Consider the following 17,357-nt stretch of genomic DNA (forward strand, 5'->3'; position numbering starts at 1 on the left):
CTGATCAAGTGCCCTGTCAGGGAAACGCGGTTCCCCCGGCAGGGCGCCGCGGTATCGTCGGCCGACCTTGGGACGGCGGATCGAGGAGCGTGTGCGTGTTCAACCGGAACCGATACCTGCGACAGCTGGCGGCGATCACGTCCACAACCCTGGTGGCCGCGTGCGGCACGCTCACCTCGGGATCGCCGGCCGACGAGGGGCCGATCGTGGTGGGCACCACCAGCGCCCCCAGCACCCTGGACCCGGCAGGCTCCTGGGACGGATCGTGGGAGCTGTTCCGCAACATCTACCAGACGCTGCTGAGCTATCCGACCGGCTCCGTGGCCCCGCGGCCCGACGCCGCCGCGAAGTGCGGGTTCACGGATGGAACCAACAGCGTCTATCGCTGCGAACTTCGCCGGGACATGAAGTTCTCCGACGGCGACCCGCTCGACGCGTCGGCCGTCAAGTACTCCATCGAGCGCATCAGGAAGATCGGGGTGAGCGGCGGCCCCGCGGGTCTGCTCGGCAGTCTCGAACGGGTGCAGGTGCTGGGCAGTCGTGTTGTCCTCTTCCATCTCAACAAGTCGGACGCCACCTTCCCGTTGGTCCTGGCCACACCCGCGATGTCGATCGTCGACCCCCGTCACTACCCGGCCGACGCCCTGCGCGACGACGACAAGGTCTTCGGCTCCGGGCCCTACAGACTGCGCTCCTACACGGAGGGCAAGAAGGCCGAACTCGTCAGGAACGACCACTACGACGGCTTCGCCGACCGCAGGAACGACGCGGTGACGATCCGCTACTTCCAGGACTCGGCCCAACTGGTCGGAGCTCTGCGGAACAAGAAGATCGATGTCACCTACCGCGGCCTCGCCGCCTCGGACGTCGTCGCCCTCCAGAGCCGGGGCGCCCGGAAGGACATCCAGCTCATCGACGGCACGGGCACCGAGATCAGCTATCTGGTCTTCAACCCCAAGGACCCGTGGGCCGGGAAGCTCGCCGTCCGGCACGCGATCGCCCAGGTGGTCGACCGGCCCGCCATCGCGCACAAGGTCTACCGCGACACCGTCGACCCGCTCTACTCGATGGTCCCCGCGGGCCTGGCCGGGCACACCACCGGCTACTTCGACGAGTACGGCAGCCCGAGCCCGTCGAGAGCCCGCAAGATCCTGCACGACGCGGGCATCGACCGGCGCGTCCCGCTCACCCTCTGGTACACGACCGACCGCTACGGCTCCGAGACCGACCCGGAGTTCCGCGAGCTCAAGCGCCAGCTCGACGGTTCCGGACTGTTCACCGTCACGCTCAGAAGCCGCCCCTGGAAGACGTACGAAGCGGGCTACCGCGGCGGCGAGTACCCGGTGTTCGGCCGCGGCTGGTTCCCCGACTTCCCCGACGCCGAGAACTTCATCGCCCCCTTCGTGGGGGAGCGGAACGCCCTCGGGACGCCGTATCCCGTCCCCCGGATCACCGACGACCTGCTGCCCGAGTCGCGCGGTGTGCGCGATCGCGGGGCGGTGGTCAAGGAGTTCGAGGAGGCCCAGCGGATCCTCGTCGACGACGCCCGGCTGCTGCCGCTGTGGCAGGGCAGGCAGTATGTGGCCGCGAACGAGGAGATCTCGGGCGCGGAGCGGACCCTGGACCCGTCGACGATCATGATGATGTGGGAGCTCGAGCGCAAGACCAGCTGGTAGGGGCCCGGCGACCGGGTGACGAGGAGCGGCGGAAGGGGGCCGCAGCGCGTCCGCCGTGCGCCGCGCGGGCACACCGTACCGGTCCTGCGGCCCCGATGCGGGCCCCGAACCGATTGTCAGTGGGCGACGGTAGGTTCTGTGGTCTGGAAGTCATCGCACATCGAAGGAAGTTGACGTGACCGATATCGCCATGCTGCCCGAGTCCTGGCGCGGCGTCCTGGGTGACGAAACGCAGCAGCCCTACTTCAAGGAACTCACCGAGTTCGTCGAGGAGGAGCGTGCCAAGGGTCCCGTCTACCCTCCGCGCGAGGAGGTCTTCGCCGCGCTCGACGCGACGCCGTACGAGCGGGTGAAGGTGCTGATCCTCGGACAGGACCCGTACCACGGCGAAGGCCAGGGGCATGGTCTGTGCTTCTCGGTGCGTCCCGGGGTCAAGACTCCGCCGTCGCTGCGGAACATCTACAAGGAGATGAAGGAGGAGCTCGGCACCCCGATCCCGGACAACGGCTATCTCATGCCGTGGGCCGAACAGGGTGTGCTGCTGCTCAACGCGGTGCTGACCGTCCGCTCAGGCGAGGCGAACTCGCACAAGGGCAAGGGCTGGGAGAAGTTCACCGACGCGGTCATCCGCGCGGTGGCCGACCGCCCCGACCCGGCCGTCTTCGTCCTGTGGGGCAACTACGCGCAGAAGAAGCTCCCGCTGATCGACGAGGAGCGGCACGTGGTGGTGAAGGGGGCGCACCCTTCACCGCTGTCCGCGAAGAAGTTCTTCGGCTCGCACCCATTCACGCAGATCAACGCGGCCGTGGCCGCCCAGGGCCATGAGCCGATCGACTGGCGCGTCCCCGACCTCGGCTGACGGCCGGGCCGCTGGGCAGGTCCGTCACCGGCCTGGCCCAGCGGTGTACGGGGGCGCCTGAGCGGGATTGTCACCGGCTCCGGTTAGCGTCGTGCGGGACAGTGACGAGCCTGGAGGACGCGGTGGCGGAGCAACAGGAGCAGGCGGCGCCGGACGCCATGACGACCCGGATCGGACAGGCCGTCATGCTGCACCACGCCGGTGACCGCGAGGAGGCCCGGGGCCGCTTCCTGGATCTGTGGACAGAGATCGGCGACGGCGGCGACGCACTGCACCGCTGCACACTCGCGCACTACATGGCCGACACCCAGGACGACCCCGCCGACGAACTCGCCTGGGACCTGAGGGCTCTGTCGGCGGCCGAGGAGCTGACGGACGGACGTGTCGCCGAACCCCACCAGTCGCTCGCCGTCCGCGCGTTCTACCCCTCGCTGCATCTGAACCTCGCCGCCGACTACGCGAAGCTCGGCCGCTCGGAGGCCGCCCGCACGCATCTGCGCCGGGCCCGTGGCGCGGCCGGCGCCCTCGCGGACGACCGGTACGGCGACGGTGTCCGCGCGGCCATCGGCCGTCTGGAACTCAGGCTTCAGGACAACGTCACCTCGGCGGAGGCCGCCGGTTCCGACCGCTTCGACGAACCGGGTGGCGAGACCCTGGGCCCGCCGAGGCAGCGGCCCTGAACCGAGCCCCGCCGGCGGGTTCCGAGGTCCGCCGGGCGGGTTCCGGAGCCCGAGTCCTGTCGCACCGGGTGCGGAGTGCCACGGGTACTGCGTGCCAGGGGTGAGGGGTGCCCGGGATGTCAGGGGTACCGGGAGTGCCCGGGTGCGAGCCCCCGGGATGCGGTGCCGTCCCCGGAGCGGGACCGCGGGGGCCGTCAGTGCCCGTACGTCCTCGCGCAGAGAACCGCCTCCGGACTGTCCGCTTTCCAGCCCCCGTACTTCCTGCCGAGCGCGCACAAGTCCGGATGCTTCGGCACGTCGGCGGCACCGCGCGGTACAGCGGTACGGCGCCTGTCGTGCCGTGACTCGGGACGCGGGGCAGGGTGGGCGTGCCGCGGAGGGGCCGGGGGAGCGGCGGCCCGCGGCGGGGGAGCCGCGCGGTGCCGGGCCGCCGCGTCGGGTGCGGGCTTCCGCGAGGGGCCGACGCGCTCCAGCGCCTCCCGTGCCGGTGCCTGCACGATCCGAGGTCCCTCCTTGCTGTCCGGGTGGGGCGCGGTGAGCCCCGACGGGGTGGCGGGAGAGCCTGAGCCGGGGGGCCGCTGGACGGTCACACAGCCGGAGAGGGCGGTGACTGCCACGGCGGCCAGAAGCGTTGCGGTCGTCGTCGTTCGGTACACCCGCGCAACTCTGCTGGTTCGGGACCGCGTCCAGGGAGCGGAGAGGCGCAGGATGCCCCGCACGGGTGATCCTTCCGCTCCTCCGGCGGGCACGGACATCGGCGGGCTGACACCCTGCCCGGGCACACACCGCCCGGAAGCGGCAGGCGCCCCCGGGCGCCCCGCTGCCCACGTACGGCCGTCACGGTCGCCGTATGCTTCCGACGGAACCGCGTCGGCTACTGAAGGAGACCCCAGTGAAGGTCGGCTGCATCGGACTCGGCGACATCGCGCAGAAGGCGTATCTGCCGGTGCTCGGTGTGCAGCCCGAGATCGAACTGCATCTTCAGACGCGGACGCCCGCCACCCTCGAACGGGTCGCCGACAGCCTTCATCTGCCGGGGGCTCAGCGCCACACCGACCTGGACGCCCTGCTGGCCCAGGACCTCGACGCGGCGTTCGTGCACGCGCCGACCGCCGCCCACCCGGAGATCGTCACCCGGCTGCTGGAGGCGGGCGTGGCCACGTACGTCGACAAGCCGCTCGCGTACGAGCTGGGCGAGTCGGAGCGGCTGGTGCGGCTCGCGGAGGAGCGCGACGTCAGCCTGGCCGTCGGTTTCAACCGGCGTCACGCACCCGCGTACGCGCAGTGCGTCGAGCATCCCCGCGAGCTGATCCTCATGCAGAAGAACCGCACAGGGCTGCCCGAGGAGCCCCGCTCCATGGTTCTCGACGACTTCATCCACGTCGTCGACACCCTCCGCTTCCTGGTGCCGGGCCCGGTCGACGACGTGACGGTGAGGGCCCGTGCCGAGGACGGACTGCTGCACCATGTCGTGCTCCAGCTCGCCGGAGACGGATTCACGGCACTCGGCGTGATGAACCGGCTGAGCGGCTCGAGCGAGGAGATCCTCGAGGTCTCGGGCCAGGACAGCAAGCGGCAGGTGGTCAACCTCGCCGAGGTGATCGACCACAAGGGGCAGCCGACCGTGCGCCGGCGCGGCGACTGGGTGCCGGTGGCCAGGCAGCGCGGCATCGAGCAGGCGGTCCTCGCGTTCCTGGACGCCGTGCAGTCGGGAAAGGTGCTCAGCGCCCGGGACGCGCTGGCGACTCACGAGTTGTGCGAGCGGGTGGTACAAGCGGTTCAGGAGCGCTCCGCCGCAGTCTGAACGTGCGCGCGCCCTCCGTCACGCACAGCGCCGCCAGCACCAGCAGGGCGCCCTGCACCGGCCAGTCGCCGAACCGGACGTACGGAGTGACGCCCCGGGCCAGCGGCACCTCGTAGACCACCGCGCTGCTCGCGTCCGTGCCGAGCCAGGAGCCGATGCGCTCGCCGTCCGGGCCGTAGACGGCGGAGACGCCGGTCAGCGTCGCGTGCACCATGGTGCGGCCGGTCTCGGCGGCACGCAGCGCGGCGAGCGAGGCATGCTGCTCGGGAGCCCAGCTGTGCTGGAACGTCGACGTCGAGGACTGCGCCACCAGCACCTCGGCGCCGTCCTGGGCGAGGTGGCGGCTCATGTCTGGGAACGCCGTCTCGAAACAGATCATCGGGCCGACGCGCAGCCCGTGGCCCACGTTCATCACCACCTGCTCGGTTCCCCGCATGCGGTCCTCGCCCGCGGCCTTGCCGACGGAGGTGGCCCAGCCGAGCAGGTTCCGCGCGGGCACGTACTCGCCGAACGGGACCAGCCGCATCTTGTCGTAGCGGTCGCCGGTGGGACCGTTCGGCCCCACCAGGACCGAACTCTTGTAGATGCCGGGGCGGTCGGAGCGGCGCGCGTCCACGTTCACCAGGATGTCGGCGCCGACCTCGTGGGACAGCGTCGCGACGCGGTGCGCCAGATCGGGCCGGTCGGCCAGGTCGAAGCCGAGGCTGCTCTCGCCCCAGACGACCAGATCGACGCCTTTGCCGACGAGCTCACGGGTCAGCGTCTCCTCGCGAGCGAAGCGCTTGTCGCCGCTCGTGCTCCCGTCCACGACACCGGGCTGCACGACCGCGATCCGCACCCGGCCGTCGACCTGCGGGCGCGGCGACCACACCCAGGCCGCCGAGGTGGCGGCGGCCGTCGCCACCAGTCCGGCGACGGCGGGCATACGGGACTCACGCACCGAGACGAGCACGGCGACGGCGACGTTGACCGCGACCACCAGGAAGCTGAGCAGCCACACCCCGCCGACCGACGCCAGCCGCAGGGCCGGTTCCACCTGCCACTGACTGGATCCGAGCAGACCCCAGGGACCGCCCAGGCCCTGCCAGGACCGGGCGAGTTCCACCATCAGCCACCCCGACGGCAGCACGAGCAGCGCGGCGCCGACCCGGCCCGGTGAGGGCACCCCGGCCAGGAAATGCCGGACGAGCCGGCCCCACGGAGCCCACAGCGCGCCGAGCAGCGCGGCTATGAGCACCGTGAAGACATGCAGGCTCGGCAGCAGCCAGTGGTGCACGGCCAGCATGAATCCGAACCCGCCGAGCCAGCCGTCGTAGGCTGCCCGCCTGCCCGTGGGGGCCGAGCGCGCCAGGAGGATCCAGGGCACCAGAGCCACGTAGGCGAACCACCACCACGACGGCGCCGGGAAGGCGAGCATCGGCAGCGCGCCCGCCGCCGCGGCCACGACACCACGCCGCCACGGGGAGACCAGCCATGGGCCGAACGCACGGTCGGGCCTGTTCATCTTCCGCCTCCCTGCCCCGTGGTGTCTCCAGTGTGCGCGTCGGCGGCGATCTACGACAGGGGGCATGGCGCTCGGGAAGGGGCGCGCGGACGGGGAGCGCCCCGGGGCGCCGAGGCGGGTCGTGGCTCAGGTGTGCGCGGGTGTGTGGCTGGGCTGCGGCATCCGGCGCCACTTCTCCTGGACAACCACTTGGCGCAGCCGCCAGCCGTCTTCGGTGCGCAGCAGTCCGAAGGCGTAACGGCCGCCGCACACGAGGTCGGGCGCGGTCGAACCGCCGTCCTGCCCGGCGAACCGCATCGGATTGACGTAGTCCGCCTGTACCTCGGCCGTGTCACCCGTGTTCTGTTCCAGGACGCCGAACCGCACCCGCCGGTTGACGATCAGGTGCTGGCGCATCGCGAACAGGTCCAGGCTCTGCGCGAGCCACTCGGCGACCTGGGAGGCGTCGCCCTCGATGCCGCCGGCCGAGCGGTAGTCGGCCCGGCCTTTCGGCGCGAACAGCCCCCGGTACGCATCCCAGTCACCGTCGTCCACGGCCACCGCGTACCCGGTGACGATCTCGTCGACGGAGAACCGGTCCAGCACGGTCGCGAGCTCCACACGCTGCGTCATCGGCTCAGTGTTGGCCACTCCGCCTGCCACGCCAAGGGCCCGCGCGGGGGTATTCGGTGTCCGCGAGGGTTCTGTTCGGCGTCGGCCGGCAATCGGGCGGCGCGGCCGGGGTGGCTTCGCGGGTGAGGCGCGGCCCACGTACGGGAGCCGATCTCCGAAGCGGGGACTCCGTGCACGGGCCGACGCGGATCTGCGATGGTTGGTGATCGATGATCGATCGCGGTTGATCCCGGCCGCGGCGGTCGGGTCGGCGTCGTCGCCGTCATTGTCGAGGGGGCTCTCATGGCACGTCAGGTCACGATCGTCACAGGTGGCAGCCGCGGGATCGGCGCCGCGACGTGTACCCGGCTCGCGGCTGACGGACACGACGTGGTCGTCGGCTACGTGAGCGACGGTGAGGCCGCCGAGCGGACCGCGGCCGCCGTCCGCGCGGCCGGGGCGCGCTGCGTGACCGTACGCGTCGACACCTCCGACGCCGCCGCTGTCGAGCGGCTCTTCGACACGGCGGCGGACCGGCTGGGGCCGGTGACGGGGCTGGTGAACAACGCCGGGGTGACCGGCCCGCTCGGCCCGCTCGCGGACGCTGACCCCGCCGATCTGCGCCGTGTGGTGGAGGTCAATCTGCTGGGTACCCTGCTGTGTTCGCGCAGGGCGGCCCGGTCCATGGGCGAGCTCGGGGGTGGTGTCATCGTGAACGTGTCCTCGGCGGCGGCCACGCTCGGCAGTCCCGGCGAATTCGTGCACTACGCGGCGAGCAAGGCGGCCGTGGACGCGCTGACCGTGGGGCTCGCCAAGGAACTGGGCCCCGGCGGCATCCGCGTGAACGCCGTCGCGCCCGGCATGATCGACACCGAGATGCACGCGACCATGGGCGACGCGGGCCGCGCCGAACGCGCCGCCTCGTCGATTCCGCTGCGGCGCGTCGGAGCGGCGGAGGAAGTCGCCGCCGCCATCGCGTGGTTGATGTCGCCCGACGCGTCGTACACGACGGGGGCGGTGCTGCGGGTGTCCGGTGGGCGGTGAGTCCCTGCGGGGCCTGCGGGAGCCGGTGAGCGGTGGGCCGCGGCGTTGGCGCCGGTGGCCGCTGAGGGTGGGCTCGCGCGGCGGTGCTTCGGATGTCCGGCGGGGGTGAGCTTGTGCGGTGCGACCGGTGTCCGCTGGGGGGTGAGTCCGTACGGTGGCACGAGTGTCGGTGGGAGTGAGGCCGTGCCGTGCCGCGGGTGTCGGTGATGCCGTGTGGTGGCGCGGGGGAGGCGGGCGTGAGCCCGGGCGTCATGGGAGCCGGTGAGTGACGGGCCCTTGCGTGGCGGGAGCGTGAACGGCTCTACGCCGCTTCGATGATCTCGCCGCGTATCGCCTCGGCCCACTTCACGATCAACAGCTCGTACTCCGCCCGCTCCTGCGCCGACAGGGAGCCGCCCGTCCGCGTCCACAGGGCGCGGATCTGTTCGTTCAGCGCGGCGGCAGACCGCACGGAACCAGGCGGGGTGACATCGGGGGACATGTGGACCAGCCTAGGCGCAAGGACTGACACTGCGCTACCGGGCGGCTACGCAAGTCGTATGTGCTGCGTCACGATGCGTCGGGCCGGTGCCGCTCTCGTAGTCGAACTCCCTTTGCAGCGTGTTGAGTTGGTGTCGTGGGATCCGAATCTCCGAGAAGGGGCAATCGGCGGGGCCGCACACGCCCGTCCTTGGCGGCATCCCCGCGAGGCGGGCGGGATGGCCGGGGCGGGCGGGGGCGGCCGGCGCGACCCGGACGGATGAGTGGCGGAGAGGGCCGGGACGGGCTGTGTGGTGGAGACGGGCGGGGACGGGCTGTGTGGTGGAGACGGGCGGGAGCTGCGGGACGGGCCGGTGGTGGGCGCGGCCGGGGCGGTGGATGCGTCGGATGCGGCGAGCGGAGATGGGCACCCCGGCCAAATGATCACCCGGAGTGATTCAGCGGATCACGCCCGGGGTGAGTCATGAGACCTGCCACGGCTCCGTGGCTTCAACCGTTCGGGTCGCCCTGTTCCGAGCGTTCGGCCCACACCCGCGCCGCCAGCGCCTCCGCCTCGCCCTGGGGAATACCCGCCCTCACCAGGATGACCCCGCGGCTGCCATCCGGGAACTTCACACTGCGCGCTTCCGTGCCCAACCGGCTCAGCGCGGGATCTTTCGGCATGCTCCACCTCCAGTCGGAGAGGCCACGCTAAAACGTCGCAACCCGGTTCGCAGAAGCGTTCGGCCAGACGGCCCAATGCGCAGGTCGCCGCCCGAAAATGCCGATCGCCGCCCTCGCGCCGGGCCGCGATCGTGCCGTCCTCAGCGCGGCAGCACGTTGTCGAGGTACGCCTGCACCGGCCCGAAGACGCCACCCGGAACGAGCCGACGAACGTCGTCGAGCCCCGCCCAGGTGACCTCCGCGACCTCCCGCGGAGACGCCGTCCGCGCTTCGCCGGACACCAGGCGACAGGCGACGTAGACCACTCGCCGGCCGGTCACCGGATGGACGCGCTCGCCCAGCATTGACACCGGCGTGACGGTGACTCCGGTCTCCTCCGACGCCTCCCGGACCGCCGCGTCCGCCGGGGACTCGCCCGCCTCGACCTTCCCCGAGGGGAACGTCCACACGACGGAACCCACGGGCACACTGCGGCGCATCATGAGCACCCGCCCGGCATGGACGATCACCGCGCCGGCGACGGTCTTGTCCTCATCCGGCATGCGGCCTCAACTCTCCTTCCTGGAGCGGCCGTTCACCAGGCACGCCTTCCCCGCTCGGGAACGCGTGACCAGTAGTCCGCTCAGCCCGACGACTCGGCTGCGTGCGGGCTGAGGGCATCGGCGCCGACCAGGCCGATGATGACGGATCCGAGGGCGATCCGGTACCAGACGAACGGCATGAAACTCTTGTGGGAGATGAACTTCATGAACCATGAGATCACGGCATATCCCACCGCGAAAGCGATGATCGTCGCGAAGGCGGTGGGGCCCCAGGAGACATGACCCTCCGCGGCCGCGTCCTTGAGCTCGAAGGCGCCCGAGGCGAGGACGGCCGGCATGGCGAGCAGAAAGGAGTAACGGGCCGCCGCCGCCCCGCCGTAGCCCATGAACAGGCCGCCGCTGATGGTCGCGCCGGACCGTGAGACGCCGGGGATCAGGGCCATCGCCTGGCAGACGCCGTACAGGAGGCCGTCCTTGGTGTTCAGGTCCTCAAGTACCTTGCGCCGCTTGGCCGCCCGGTGCCTGCCGCCCGTTTCGTCGCGCGCCGCGAGCCGGTCGGCGATGCCTATGACCACGCCCATCACGATCAACATGGTCGCGGTGACCCGCAGATCGCGGAACGGCCCCTCGATCTGGTCCTTGAGCGTGATGCCGAGCACCCCGATGGGGATCGAGCCGACGATCACCAGCCACCCCATCCGGGCGTCGTGGTCGCCGCGCATCGCCTTGTCGGTGAGCGAGCGGAACCACGCCGACAGGATCCGTCCCACGTCCTTGCGGAAGTAGATCAGCACCGCGGCCTCCGTGCCGAGTTGCGTGATCGCGGTGAACGCCGCACCGGGGTCGTCCCAGCCGGCGAAGGCCGCGGTCAGCCGCAGATGCGCGCTGGAGGAGACGGGAAGGAATTCGGTCAGCCCTTGGACGAGCCCGAGGACGAGGGATTGAAACCAAGACATGGAGTTACGTGGTCCAAGTGCTGATCGCGGAAAGGGAGATGGGCACGCCTGATCGCGGTGCGCGGCGATCACGGACGCTGAGGGAAGCCTAACCTCCGTAGGGGAAGGCCCGGCCGTGGGGGTTTCGGGGACTTTCCGGAGAAAGCCTTCCGCCATGTCCGGGAAGGCTCCGGCAGCGGCGCCGCGGGACCGTGTCGTCCCTGGCGACCGCCCGGCTGGTTCCCTCGCGGTCTGGGCGGTGCCGTGCTCGCGGTGTTGACCGGCCGCCCGGCCCCCGCTTACGTTGCAGTGCGGCAGGGAAAGCGCTTGCCCCCGCACGGTGCGCGTCCGCCGGCCGGTACGTGTCCGAGTGGTGGAGCCATGCGCGGGCCGACGTCCGACATCACGTCCGATGGAGCGCTGATCAGGCAGATGACCGCATCCCGTCCCGCAACCGACCCCCAGGCCGCTGCGAACCGTGCCGCGAACACCCCTCTCGACGGCCGCCGTGTCAGGGTCGCCGTCGTGGGCGCGGGCGCCATCGCCCGCGGTGGCCACCAGCCCGCTCTCGCCCGGCTCGCCGATGAGGGCGAGACGGAGACCGTCGCCGCGGTGGACATCGCCGAGGACGCCGTCCGGGCTTTCTGCTCAGAGGCCGGCATTCCGCGCGCATACACCGATCAGGACCGGATGCTGGAGGAGCAGCGGCCCGATCTCGTCGCCGTCTGCACCCCGCCCACCCTGCACCGCACGCAGGCCGTCGCCGCGCTGCGGGCCGGCGCCTGGGTGTGGTGCGAGAAGCCGCCCGTGCCGACGCTCGCCGACTTCGACGCGGTCGAGGCGGCGGAGGGCACGGACGGCGGGCCGTACGCCGCGATCGTCTTCCAGCACCGGTTCGGCTCGGGCGCCCGCCATGTGCGGCATCTGATCTCCGAGCGGGTCATGGGCCGGCCGCTCGTCGCGCACTGCCAGACCACCTGGTACCGCGACGCCGACTACTACGCCGCCCCCTGGCGCGGCCGCTGGGCGACCGAGGGCGGCGGCCCCGCGATGGGGCACGGCATCCACCAGATGGATCTGCTCCTCGACCTGCTCGGGCCGTGGACGGAGGTGCGCGCGATGACGGCTCGTCTGGTGCACGACGTGGAGACGGAGGACGTCTCGACGGCCCTGGTCCGTTTCGCGAACGGCGCCCTGGCGACCGTCGTCAACAGTGTCCTGAGCCCCGACGAGGTCAGCCGCATCCGGGTCGACTGCGAGCGCGCGACCGTCGAGTTGACCCATCTGTACGGTCACGGCAACGACAACTGGCGGATCACCCCCGCCCCCGGTGTCCCGGACGTGGACGTCACGGCCTGGCGGGACTTCGGCGTGGACGTGCCCAGTTCGCATCTCGCGCAGTTGAGGGATCTCGTCGCCTGCATGCGGGCGGGCGAACGCCCGCGCGGGAGTGGTGCCGACGGGCGGACCAGCCTCGAACTGATCACCGCGCTCTACAAGTCGGCGTTCACGGACACGACCGTCCGCGCGGGGGAGATCGGTCCCGGAGATCCGTACTACACGGCGCTGCACGGCGGCGCCCCGGGCTGGGCACCCGCCGGGACCCGGACGGCGGGGACGGAGGTCCCGGCATGAGCGAGTCGCGAGGGTCGGGCCTTCGGATCGTTCACACACACGGCGAACGGATCACCGTCAGCGAAGTCTCCACCGGCGTCGAGCTGTTGGCCTACGTCTACCGTCCGGAGGACGCCTGGGAATCACCGAAGCCGTATGTGCATCCACTGCGGACCCTGGCCGGCGACATCGTCACGGACTACCGTCCGAACGACCACCGCTGGCACAAGGGCCTCCAGATGACGGCCTCGCATCTCTCCGGACAGAATCTCTGGGGCGGTAACACCTACGTCCACGGTCAGGGGTATCTCGAACTCCCCGAGCGCGTCGGGTCGATGGTGCACGCCGGCTTCGACGAGGTGGCCGCCGAGGCCGGCGGCGCGGTCATCGCCGAGCGGCTCACCTGGCATCCGTACGACGGTGAGCTGTGGGCCGACGAGCAGCGCCGGGTCGAGGTGCGTGACGTCGATCCCGGGGCGGGTTCCTGGGCGTTGACCTGGAGCTCCGCCGTCACCAACCGGCGCGAGGAACCCCTGCGCTTCGGCAGTCCGACCACCGCCGGGCGCGAGATGGCCGGTTACACGGGCCTGTTCTGGCGTGGACCACGAGGCTTCCGGGGCGGGCGCGTAATCGGCCCGGACTCCGAGGGGCCCGGGCTGATGGGGCGTTCGGCGCCCTGGCTCGCGTACACGGCGGAGCACGACGGCCGCGACGGTCACGCGACCCTCGTCTTCGAGCACGCGCCCGAGAACGATCACGCCGGGGCGCGGGGCACCCACCCGGCGCACTGGTTCGTACGCAGCGAACCCTTCGCCGCGGTCGCCCCGTCCCTGGCCTTCTTCGACGAGCTGGAACTCGCGCCCGGCGACACGCTCACCCGTCGCTACCGGGTGATCGTCGCCGAAGGGGTCCGGGATCGCCAGGACATCGTCAAGTACCTTGCGGAGCACCCCTGGTGAGCGCCGTGACACCGGGCTTTCCCGGACTTCCGGGGGCGGTCGCCGTGTCGCGTCTGCGGGTGTACGACTGGCCCGCGGCCGACGGCCTGAGCGGCGGAACTCCCCATCTGCACCTGACCTGTTCGGAGGCGTACGTCGTCACCGGGGGCAGCGGTTCGGTCCAGACGCTGACGACGGCGGGGTACGAGGTGACAGACCTCGTCCCCGGCACGGTCGCCTGGTTCACCCCGGGCACGATCCACCGCCTGGTCAACGAGCGCGACCTGAGCATCACGGTGCTCATGCAGAACGGCGGGCTCCCGGAGGCCGGCGACGCGGTCATGACGCTGCCCCCGCGATACCTGACCGATCCCGGGATCTACGCGGCGGCCACCGTCCTCCCGACCGACGCGTCCGAGGAGGAGCGGGCGCGCCGCGCCCGTGCCCGGCGGGATCTCGCCCTGGAGGGGTACCGCGCGCTGCTCGACGCGGACGGACCCGAGCCGCTCGCGGCGTTCCACCGGGCCGCCGCGGCCCTGGTGGGGCCCCGCCTCGCGGAGTGGCGTGAGCGGTGGCTGCGCGGGGCCGGGGCCGCCGCCGCGGCGACGGGCGACCAGCTCGACCGGCTGGAGCGGGGGGACCTGTGGCACCTCGCCGAGGCCGCCGTGCGAGCCGGACAGCCTTCCGCGCGGGGCCGGTTCGGCATGTGCGGACGGCTCGACGTCTACGAGGCGGCCGACTGAGCCGTACGATCTGCTGCCTGCTGCCTGCTGCCTGCTGCCTGCTGCCTGCTGCCTGCTGCCTGCTGCCTGCTGCCTGCTGCCCGCCGCGAACCCGTGTGTGTCTCAGTGGCCGCGCAGGTGGTGGCGCTTTCGCCAGGCCACCACCGTTCCGACCACGGCGGGGAGCGTGATCAGGGCCATCGCGATCAGGAACGCCGGGGAGGTCGGTGAGGACGCGCGGGCGCCGGCGACGGCGTACGCGGCGGTGTTCGGGATCGAGCCGAGCGCCGTCGCGACCAGGAAAGGAAACCAGCCCATGCGGGAGACGGCCGCGCAGTAGTTCGCGGCCCAGAACGGCACACCGGGGAAGAGTCGGGCCACCATCATCGAGCGGAAGCCGTGCCGGCTGAGCTGACCGTCCGCCGCCTTCAGCCAGCGGGCCCGCAGCAGTGACCGCAGCGCGTCCTGCCCCAGGATCCGGCCGAGCCCGAAGGCGGCCCCCGCGCCGAGCACCGTGCCCACCAGCGCGGTTCCCAGACCCAGCTGGGAGCCGAACACGGCGCCGGCGGCCAGGTTGAGCAGCGGCCGGGGTACGAAGGCGACCGTGCACAGCCCGTACGCCACGGAGAACGCGACAGCCGCGGTGGCGCCGCCGAGCTGGGGCGGCCAGCCGTCGGCGAGCAGCCGCTGCGGGTCGAAGAGGAGCACACTCGACGCCGCGGCCGCGAGCAGCACGACCAGCAGGGAGAGCCGCGACCATGGCGAGAGCAGTGCTCTCACGAAGCGCGCGGCCGGGCCGGTGCGTACGACGGTCGGGACCGCGGGTGCGGCGACGGTGATCTCCGCGCCGACGACCGGGTCGGCGGCGACGGTGAGCTCCGTGGCGGCGGCCTGGGGAGTGGCCGTTGCGGTGCCCCCAGAGCGGGTGGTGGCATCGAGCATCCGGCGAGACTAACCGACGCGTGTGTGTGATCGCCGTATGGTTCGTCTCATGGGCGTCACAGCTTCGGGAACGTCAGGTGCGCGGTTCGAGGTGCCGGACAGCGTCCTCGCGGACACCCTCCTGGAGCGGGTCACCTCCGTCTACCCGTCGGCAGCCGACCCCGACCGGGCCGCGTCGATGCGCGCGTACATGAAGGACATCGCTCCCTTCCTCGGGCTGACGACCCCCGAGCGCCGTGCCCTGTCCCGCACCGTGCTCCTGGACACCGCCCGGCCCGACGAGCAGGACTGCACCGCGCTCGCCCTGCGCTGCTGGCGGCTGCCGGAACGCGAGTACCGGTACTTCGCCGTCGACTATCTGCGCCGCCATGTGACGCGCCTGTCGTCGGGCTTCCTGCCGGTGGCCCGGCATCTCGTCTCCAGCGTCCCCTGGTGGGACACCGTCGACGCGCTCGCCGCGCATGTGGTGGGAGGCCTGGTGGCCGCCGATCCGCGCCTGCGCACCGACATGGACGCCTGGATCGAGGACGACGACATGTGGGTCGCCCGCACGGCGCTGCTCCATCAGCTGCGGTACAAGGAGGCCACCGACACCGGGCGCCTCTTCGCGTACTGCGTCCGGCGCTCGGACCATCCCGACTTCTTCATCCGCAAGGCCATCGGATGGTGTCTGCGCGAATACGCCAAGACCGATCCGCAGGCCGTGCGGGACTTCGTGGCCGCGGAACGGGCGAGGCTCGCCCCGCTGTCCGTGCGTGAGGCGCTCAAGAACATCGGTCCCTGAGACCGCGGGCGAACCCCACGGACCCCGGAGCGCCGCCCGCGTCACACCGGTCCACGGGGCACCGAAATTCATTCGACGCCGGCGGACCGGTCGGCGATGATCTCCTCATGTTCCGGTACGCCTTCCTCCTCGCAGCATCCGCAGTCGCGGATGCGCCGAAGGCTGCCGTCCAGATCATCACGGCAGCCGTCGACGGCGCCCGAAGCTGACCCTTCCCGGATCGTCCGGCGGACCCCGCAGGGGGAGGGTCGGTAACTCCTGGGGGTCCCTGTCCCGGCCCGTACGCGCCGGGGCCATCACTCAGCTCCGCTGACACTGAAGAGGCTTCGAGGTACAGCCATGCCCAAGACGGCTTACGTGCGCACCAAACCGCACCTGAACATCGGCACCATGGGTCACGTCGACCACGGCAAGACCACCCTGACCGCCGCCATCACCAAGGTCCTCGCCGAGCGCGGCTCCGGCACGTTCGTACCGTTCGACCGGATCGACCGCGCGCCCGAGGAGGCCGCGCGCGGCATCACCATCAACATCGCGCACGTCGAGTACGAGACCGACACCCGGCACTACGCGCACGTGGACATGCCCGGCCACGCCGACTACGTCAAGAACATGGTCACCGGCGCGGCCCAGCTCGACGGGGCGATCCTCGTCGTGTCCGCGCTGGACGGGATCATGCCGCAGACCGCCGAGCACGTGCTGCTCGCCCGGCAGGTGGGTGTCGACCACATCGTCGTCGCCCTCAACAAGGCCGACGCCGGGGACGAGGAACTCACGGACCTGGTCGAGCTCGAGGTCCGCGAACTGCTCTCGGCGCAGGGCTACGGAGGCGACTCGGTGCCCGTCGTGCGGGTGTCCGGCCTCAAGGCGCTCGAGGGGGACCCCCGGTGGACGGCCGCGATCGACGCGCTGCTCGACGCCGTGGACACCTATGTGCCGATGCCCGAGCGCTATCTCGACGCGCCGTTCCTGATGCCGGTCGAGAACGTGCTCACCATCACCGGACGCGGAACCGTCGTCACCGGTGCCGTGGAGCGCGGCACGATCCACGTCGGGGACCGGGTCGAGGTGCTCGGAGCGGGCGTCGACTCGGTGGTCACCGGCCTGGAGACCTTCGGCAAGCCCATGGAGGAGGCGCAGGCCGGGGACAACGTGGCGCTGCTGCTGCGCGGTGTGCCGCGTGACGCGGTCCGCCGCGGGCACGTGGTCGCCGCTCCCGGCAGCGTCGTACCCAGCAGTCGTTTCACGGCGCGCGTGTATGTGCTGTCGACGCGCGAGGGCGGCCGTACGACATCGGTCACCACCGGATACCGGCCGCAGTTCTACATCCGCACCGCGGACGTGGTCGGCGACGTCGACCTCGGCCGGCTGCCCGTCGCCCGGCCGGGCGACACCGTCGAGATGACGGTCGAGCTCGGCCGTGAGGTGCCGCTGGAGCCCGGCCTCGGCTTCGCGATCCGCGAGGGCGGCCGCACGGTCGGAGCCGGGACCGTGACGTCGGTCCTCTGACGCCAGGCCGGTAGGGGGACGCGGGGCCTGCCATGACACGGCGGGCCCCGTTCACGTCGCCGGGGCGGGC

At 71.6% G+C, this 17,357-nt stretch carries 17 protein-coding genes; 10 read left to right on the forward strand and 7 right to left on the reverse strand.

The window, feature by feature from the left end:
• Positions 1 to 95: 95 nt before the first annotated feature.
• The 4 genes from ABZV42_RS12235 (at position 96) to ABZV42_RS12250 (ending at position 5,019) form a co-directional block, all read left to right on the forward strand.
• Complete coding sequence (locus ABZV42_RS12235) at positions 96 to 1,676, forward strand: ABC transporter substrate-binding protein (protein WP_356051827.1); 1,581 nt, start codon at positions 96 to 98, stop codon at positions 1,674 to 1,676.
• 175 nt (positions 1,677 to 1,851) lie between these two features.
• Positions 1,852 to 2,535, forward strand: a complete 684-nt coding sequence (locus tag ABZV42_RS12240; RefSeq protein WP_356051828.1) for a uracil-DNA glycosylase — start codon at positions 1,852 to 1,854, stop codon at positions 2,533 to 2,535.
• A gap of 122 nt (positions 2,536 to 2,657) precedes the next feature.
• Positions 2,658 to 3,215: a hypothetical protein gene (locus ABZV42_RS12245; protein ID WP_355976881.1), complete on the forward strand. Its 558-nt coding sequence runs from the start codon at positions 2,658 to 2,660 to the stop codon at positions 3,213 to 3,215.
• An 892-nt stretch (positions 3,216 to 4,107) separates the two neighbouring features.
• On the forward strand, positions 4,108 to 5,019 hold the full coding sequence (locus ABZV42_RS12250) for a Gfo/Idh/MocA family oxidoreductase (RefSeq protein ID WP_355976883.1): 912 nt from the start codon (positions 4,108 to 4,110) through the stop codon (positions 5,017 to 5,019).
• Here the strand turns inward: ABZV42_RS12250 and lnt are convergent.
• A complete protein-coding gene (gene lnt, locus ABZV42_RS12255) occupies positions 4,937 to 6,523 on the reverse strand; it encodes an apolipoprotein N-acyltransferase (RefSeq protein ID WP_355976885.1) in 1,587 nt (528 codons plus the stop codon). The two genes, ABZV42_RS12250 and lnt, sit on opposite strands and share 83 nt — an antisense overlap.
• Positions 6,524 to 6,649: 126 nt before the next feature.
• Positions 6,650 to 7,135, reverse strand: coding sequence for a nuclear transport factor 2 family protein (locus ABZV42_RS12260; RefSeq protein ID WP_355976886.1), 486 nt, complete (start codon positions 7,133 to 7,135; stop codon positions 6,650 to 6,652).
• Between the two features lie 282 nt (positions 7,136 to 7,417).
• Between ABZV42_RS12260 and ABZV42_RS12265 the strand changes: the two genes are divergently transcribed.
• Positions 7,418 to 8,158, forward strand: a complete 741-nt coding sequence (locus tag ABZV42_RS12265; protein ID WP_356051829.1) for a glucose 1-dehydrogenase — start codon at positions 7,418 to 7,420, stop codon at positions 8,156 to 8,158.
• Between the two features lie 301 nt (positions 8,159 to 8,459).
• Here the strand turns inward: ABZV42_RS12265 and ABZV42_RS12270 are convergent, their stop codons facing one another.
• The 4 genes from ABZV42_RS12270 to ABZV42_RS12285 all read right to left on the reverse strand — a co-directional run bounded on the left by ABZV42_RS12270 (position 8,460) and on the right by ABZV42_RS12285 (position 10,799).
• Positions 8,460 to 8,639 carry a hypothetical protein gene (locus ABZV42_RS12270; protein ID WP_151470596.1) on the reverse strand — a complete coding sequence of 60 codons (180 nt, stop codon included), beginning with the start codon at positions 8,637 to 8,639 and terminating at the stop codon, positions 8,460 to 8,462.
• 488 nt (positions 8,640 to 9,127) lie between these two features.
• A complete protein-coding gene (locus ABZV42_RS12275; RefSeq protein WP_355976890.1) occupies positions 9,128 to 9,301 on the reverse strand; it encodes a hypothetical protein in 174 nt (57 codons plus the stop codon).
• 140 nt (positions 9,302 to 9,441) lie between these two features.
• Entirely contained in the window at positions 9,442 to 9,843 is a 402-nt protein-coding gene (locus ABZV42_RS12280) for an NUDIX domain-containing protein (protein ID WP_356051830.1), read from the reverse strand.
• A gap of 80 nt (positions 9,844 to 9,923) precedes the next feature.
• A complete protein-coding gene (locus tag ABZV42_RS12285) occupies positions 9,924 to 10,799 on the reverse strand; it encodes an undecaprenyl-diphosphate phosphatase (protein ID WP_356051831.1) in 876 nt (291 codons plus the stop codon).
• A gap of 411 nt (positions 10,800 to 11,210) precedes the next feature.
• Between ABZV42_RS12285 and ABZV42_RS12290 the strand changes: the two genes are divergently transcribed.
• From ABZV42_RS12290 to ABZV42_RS12300, 3 genes are read left to right on the forward strand one after another with little or no spacing between them, the layout of a single operon-like run.
• Positions 11,211 to 12,413 carry a Gfo/Idh/MocA family oxidoreductase gene (locus ABZV42_RS12290; RefSeq protein ID WP_356051832.1) on the forward strand — a complete coding sequence of 401 codons (1,203 nt, stop codon included), beginning with the start codon at positions 11,211 to 11,213 and terminating at the stop codon, positions 12,411 to 12,413.
• Positions 12,410 to 13,351: a PmoA family protein gene (locus ABZV42_RS12295; RefSeq protein ID WP_356051833.1), complete on the forward strand. Its 942-nt coding sequence runs from the start codon at positions 12,410 to 12,412 to the stop codon at positions 13,349 to 13,351. The genes ABZV42_RS12290 and ABZV42_RS12295 overlap by 4 nt, the downstream gene beginning before the upstream one ends.
• Positions 13,345 to 14,073 (forward strand): cupin, encoded by a 729-nt coding sequence (locus ABZV42_RS12300; protein WP_356051949.1) that lies wholly within the window; start codon positions 13,345 to 13,347, stop codon positions 14,071 to 14,073. The genes ABZV42_RS12295 and ABZV42_RS12300 overlap by 7 nt, the downstream gene beginning before the upstream one ends.
• Before the next feature lie 102 nt (positions 14,074 to 14,175).
• On the opposite strand, the gene ABZV42_RS12305 is transcribed toward ABZV42_RS12300, so the two are convergent.
• A complete protein-coding gene (locus ABZV42_RS12305) occupies positions 14,176 to 14,994 on the reverse strand; it encodes a VTT domain-containing protein (protein WP_356051834.1) in 819 nt (272 codons plus the stop codon).
• 49 nt (positions 14,995 to 15,043) lie between these two features.
• Here ABZV42_RS12305 and ABZV42_RS12310 point away from each other — a divergent pair, with 49 nt between their 5' ends.
• Both ABZV42_RS12310 and tuf read left to right on the forward strand, forming a co-directional pair.
• Positions 15,044 to 15,778 (forward strand): DNA alkylation repair protein, encoded by a 735-nt coding sequence (locus tag ABZV42_RS12310; protein ID WP_356051835.1) that lies wholly within the window; start codon positions 15,044 to 15,046, stop codon positions 15,776 to 15,778.
• Positions 15,779 to 16,117: 339 nt separating this feature from the next.
• Positions 16,118 to 17,287, forward strand: coding sequence for an elongation factor Tu (tuf, locus tag ABZV42_RS12315; RefSeq protein WP_356051836.1), 1,170 nt, complete (start codon positions 16,118 to 16,120; stop codon positions 17,285 to 17,287).
• Positions 17,288 to 17,357: the final 70 nt, after the last annotated feature.

The sequence above is a fragment of the Streptomyces sp. NPDC005281 genome (assembly GCF_040607495.1).
Lineage (GTDB): Bacteria > Actinomycetota > Actinomycetes > Streptomycetales > Streptomycetaceae > Streptomyces.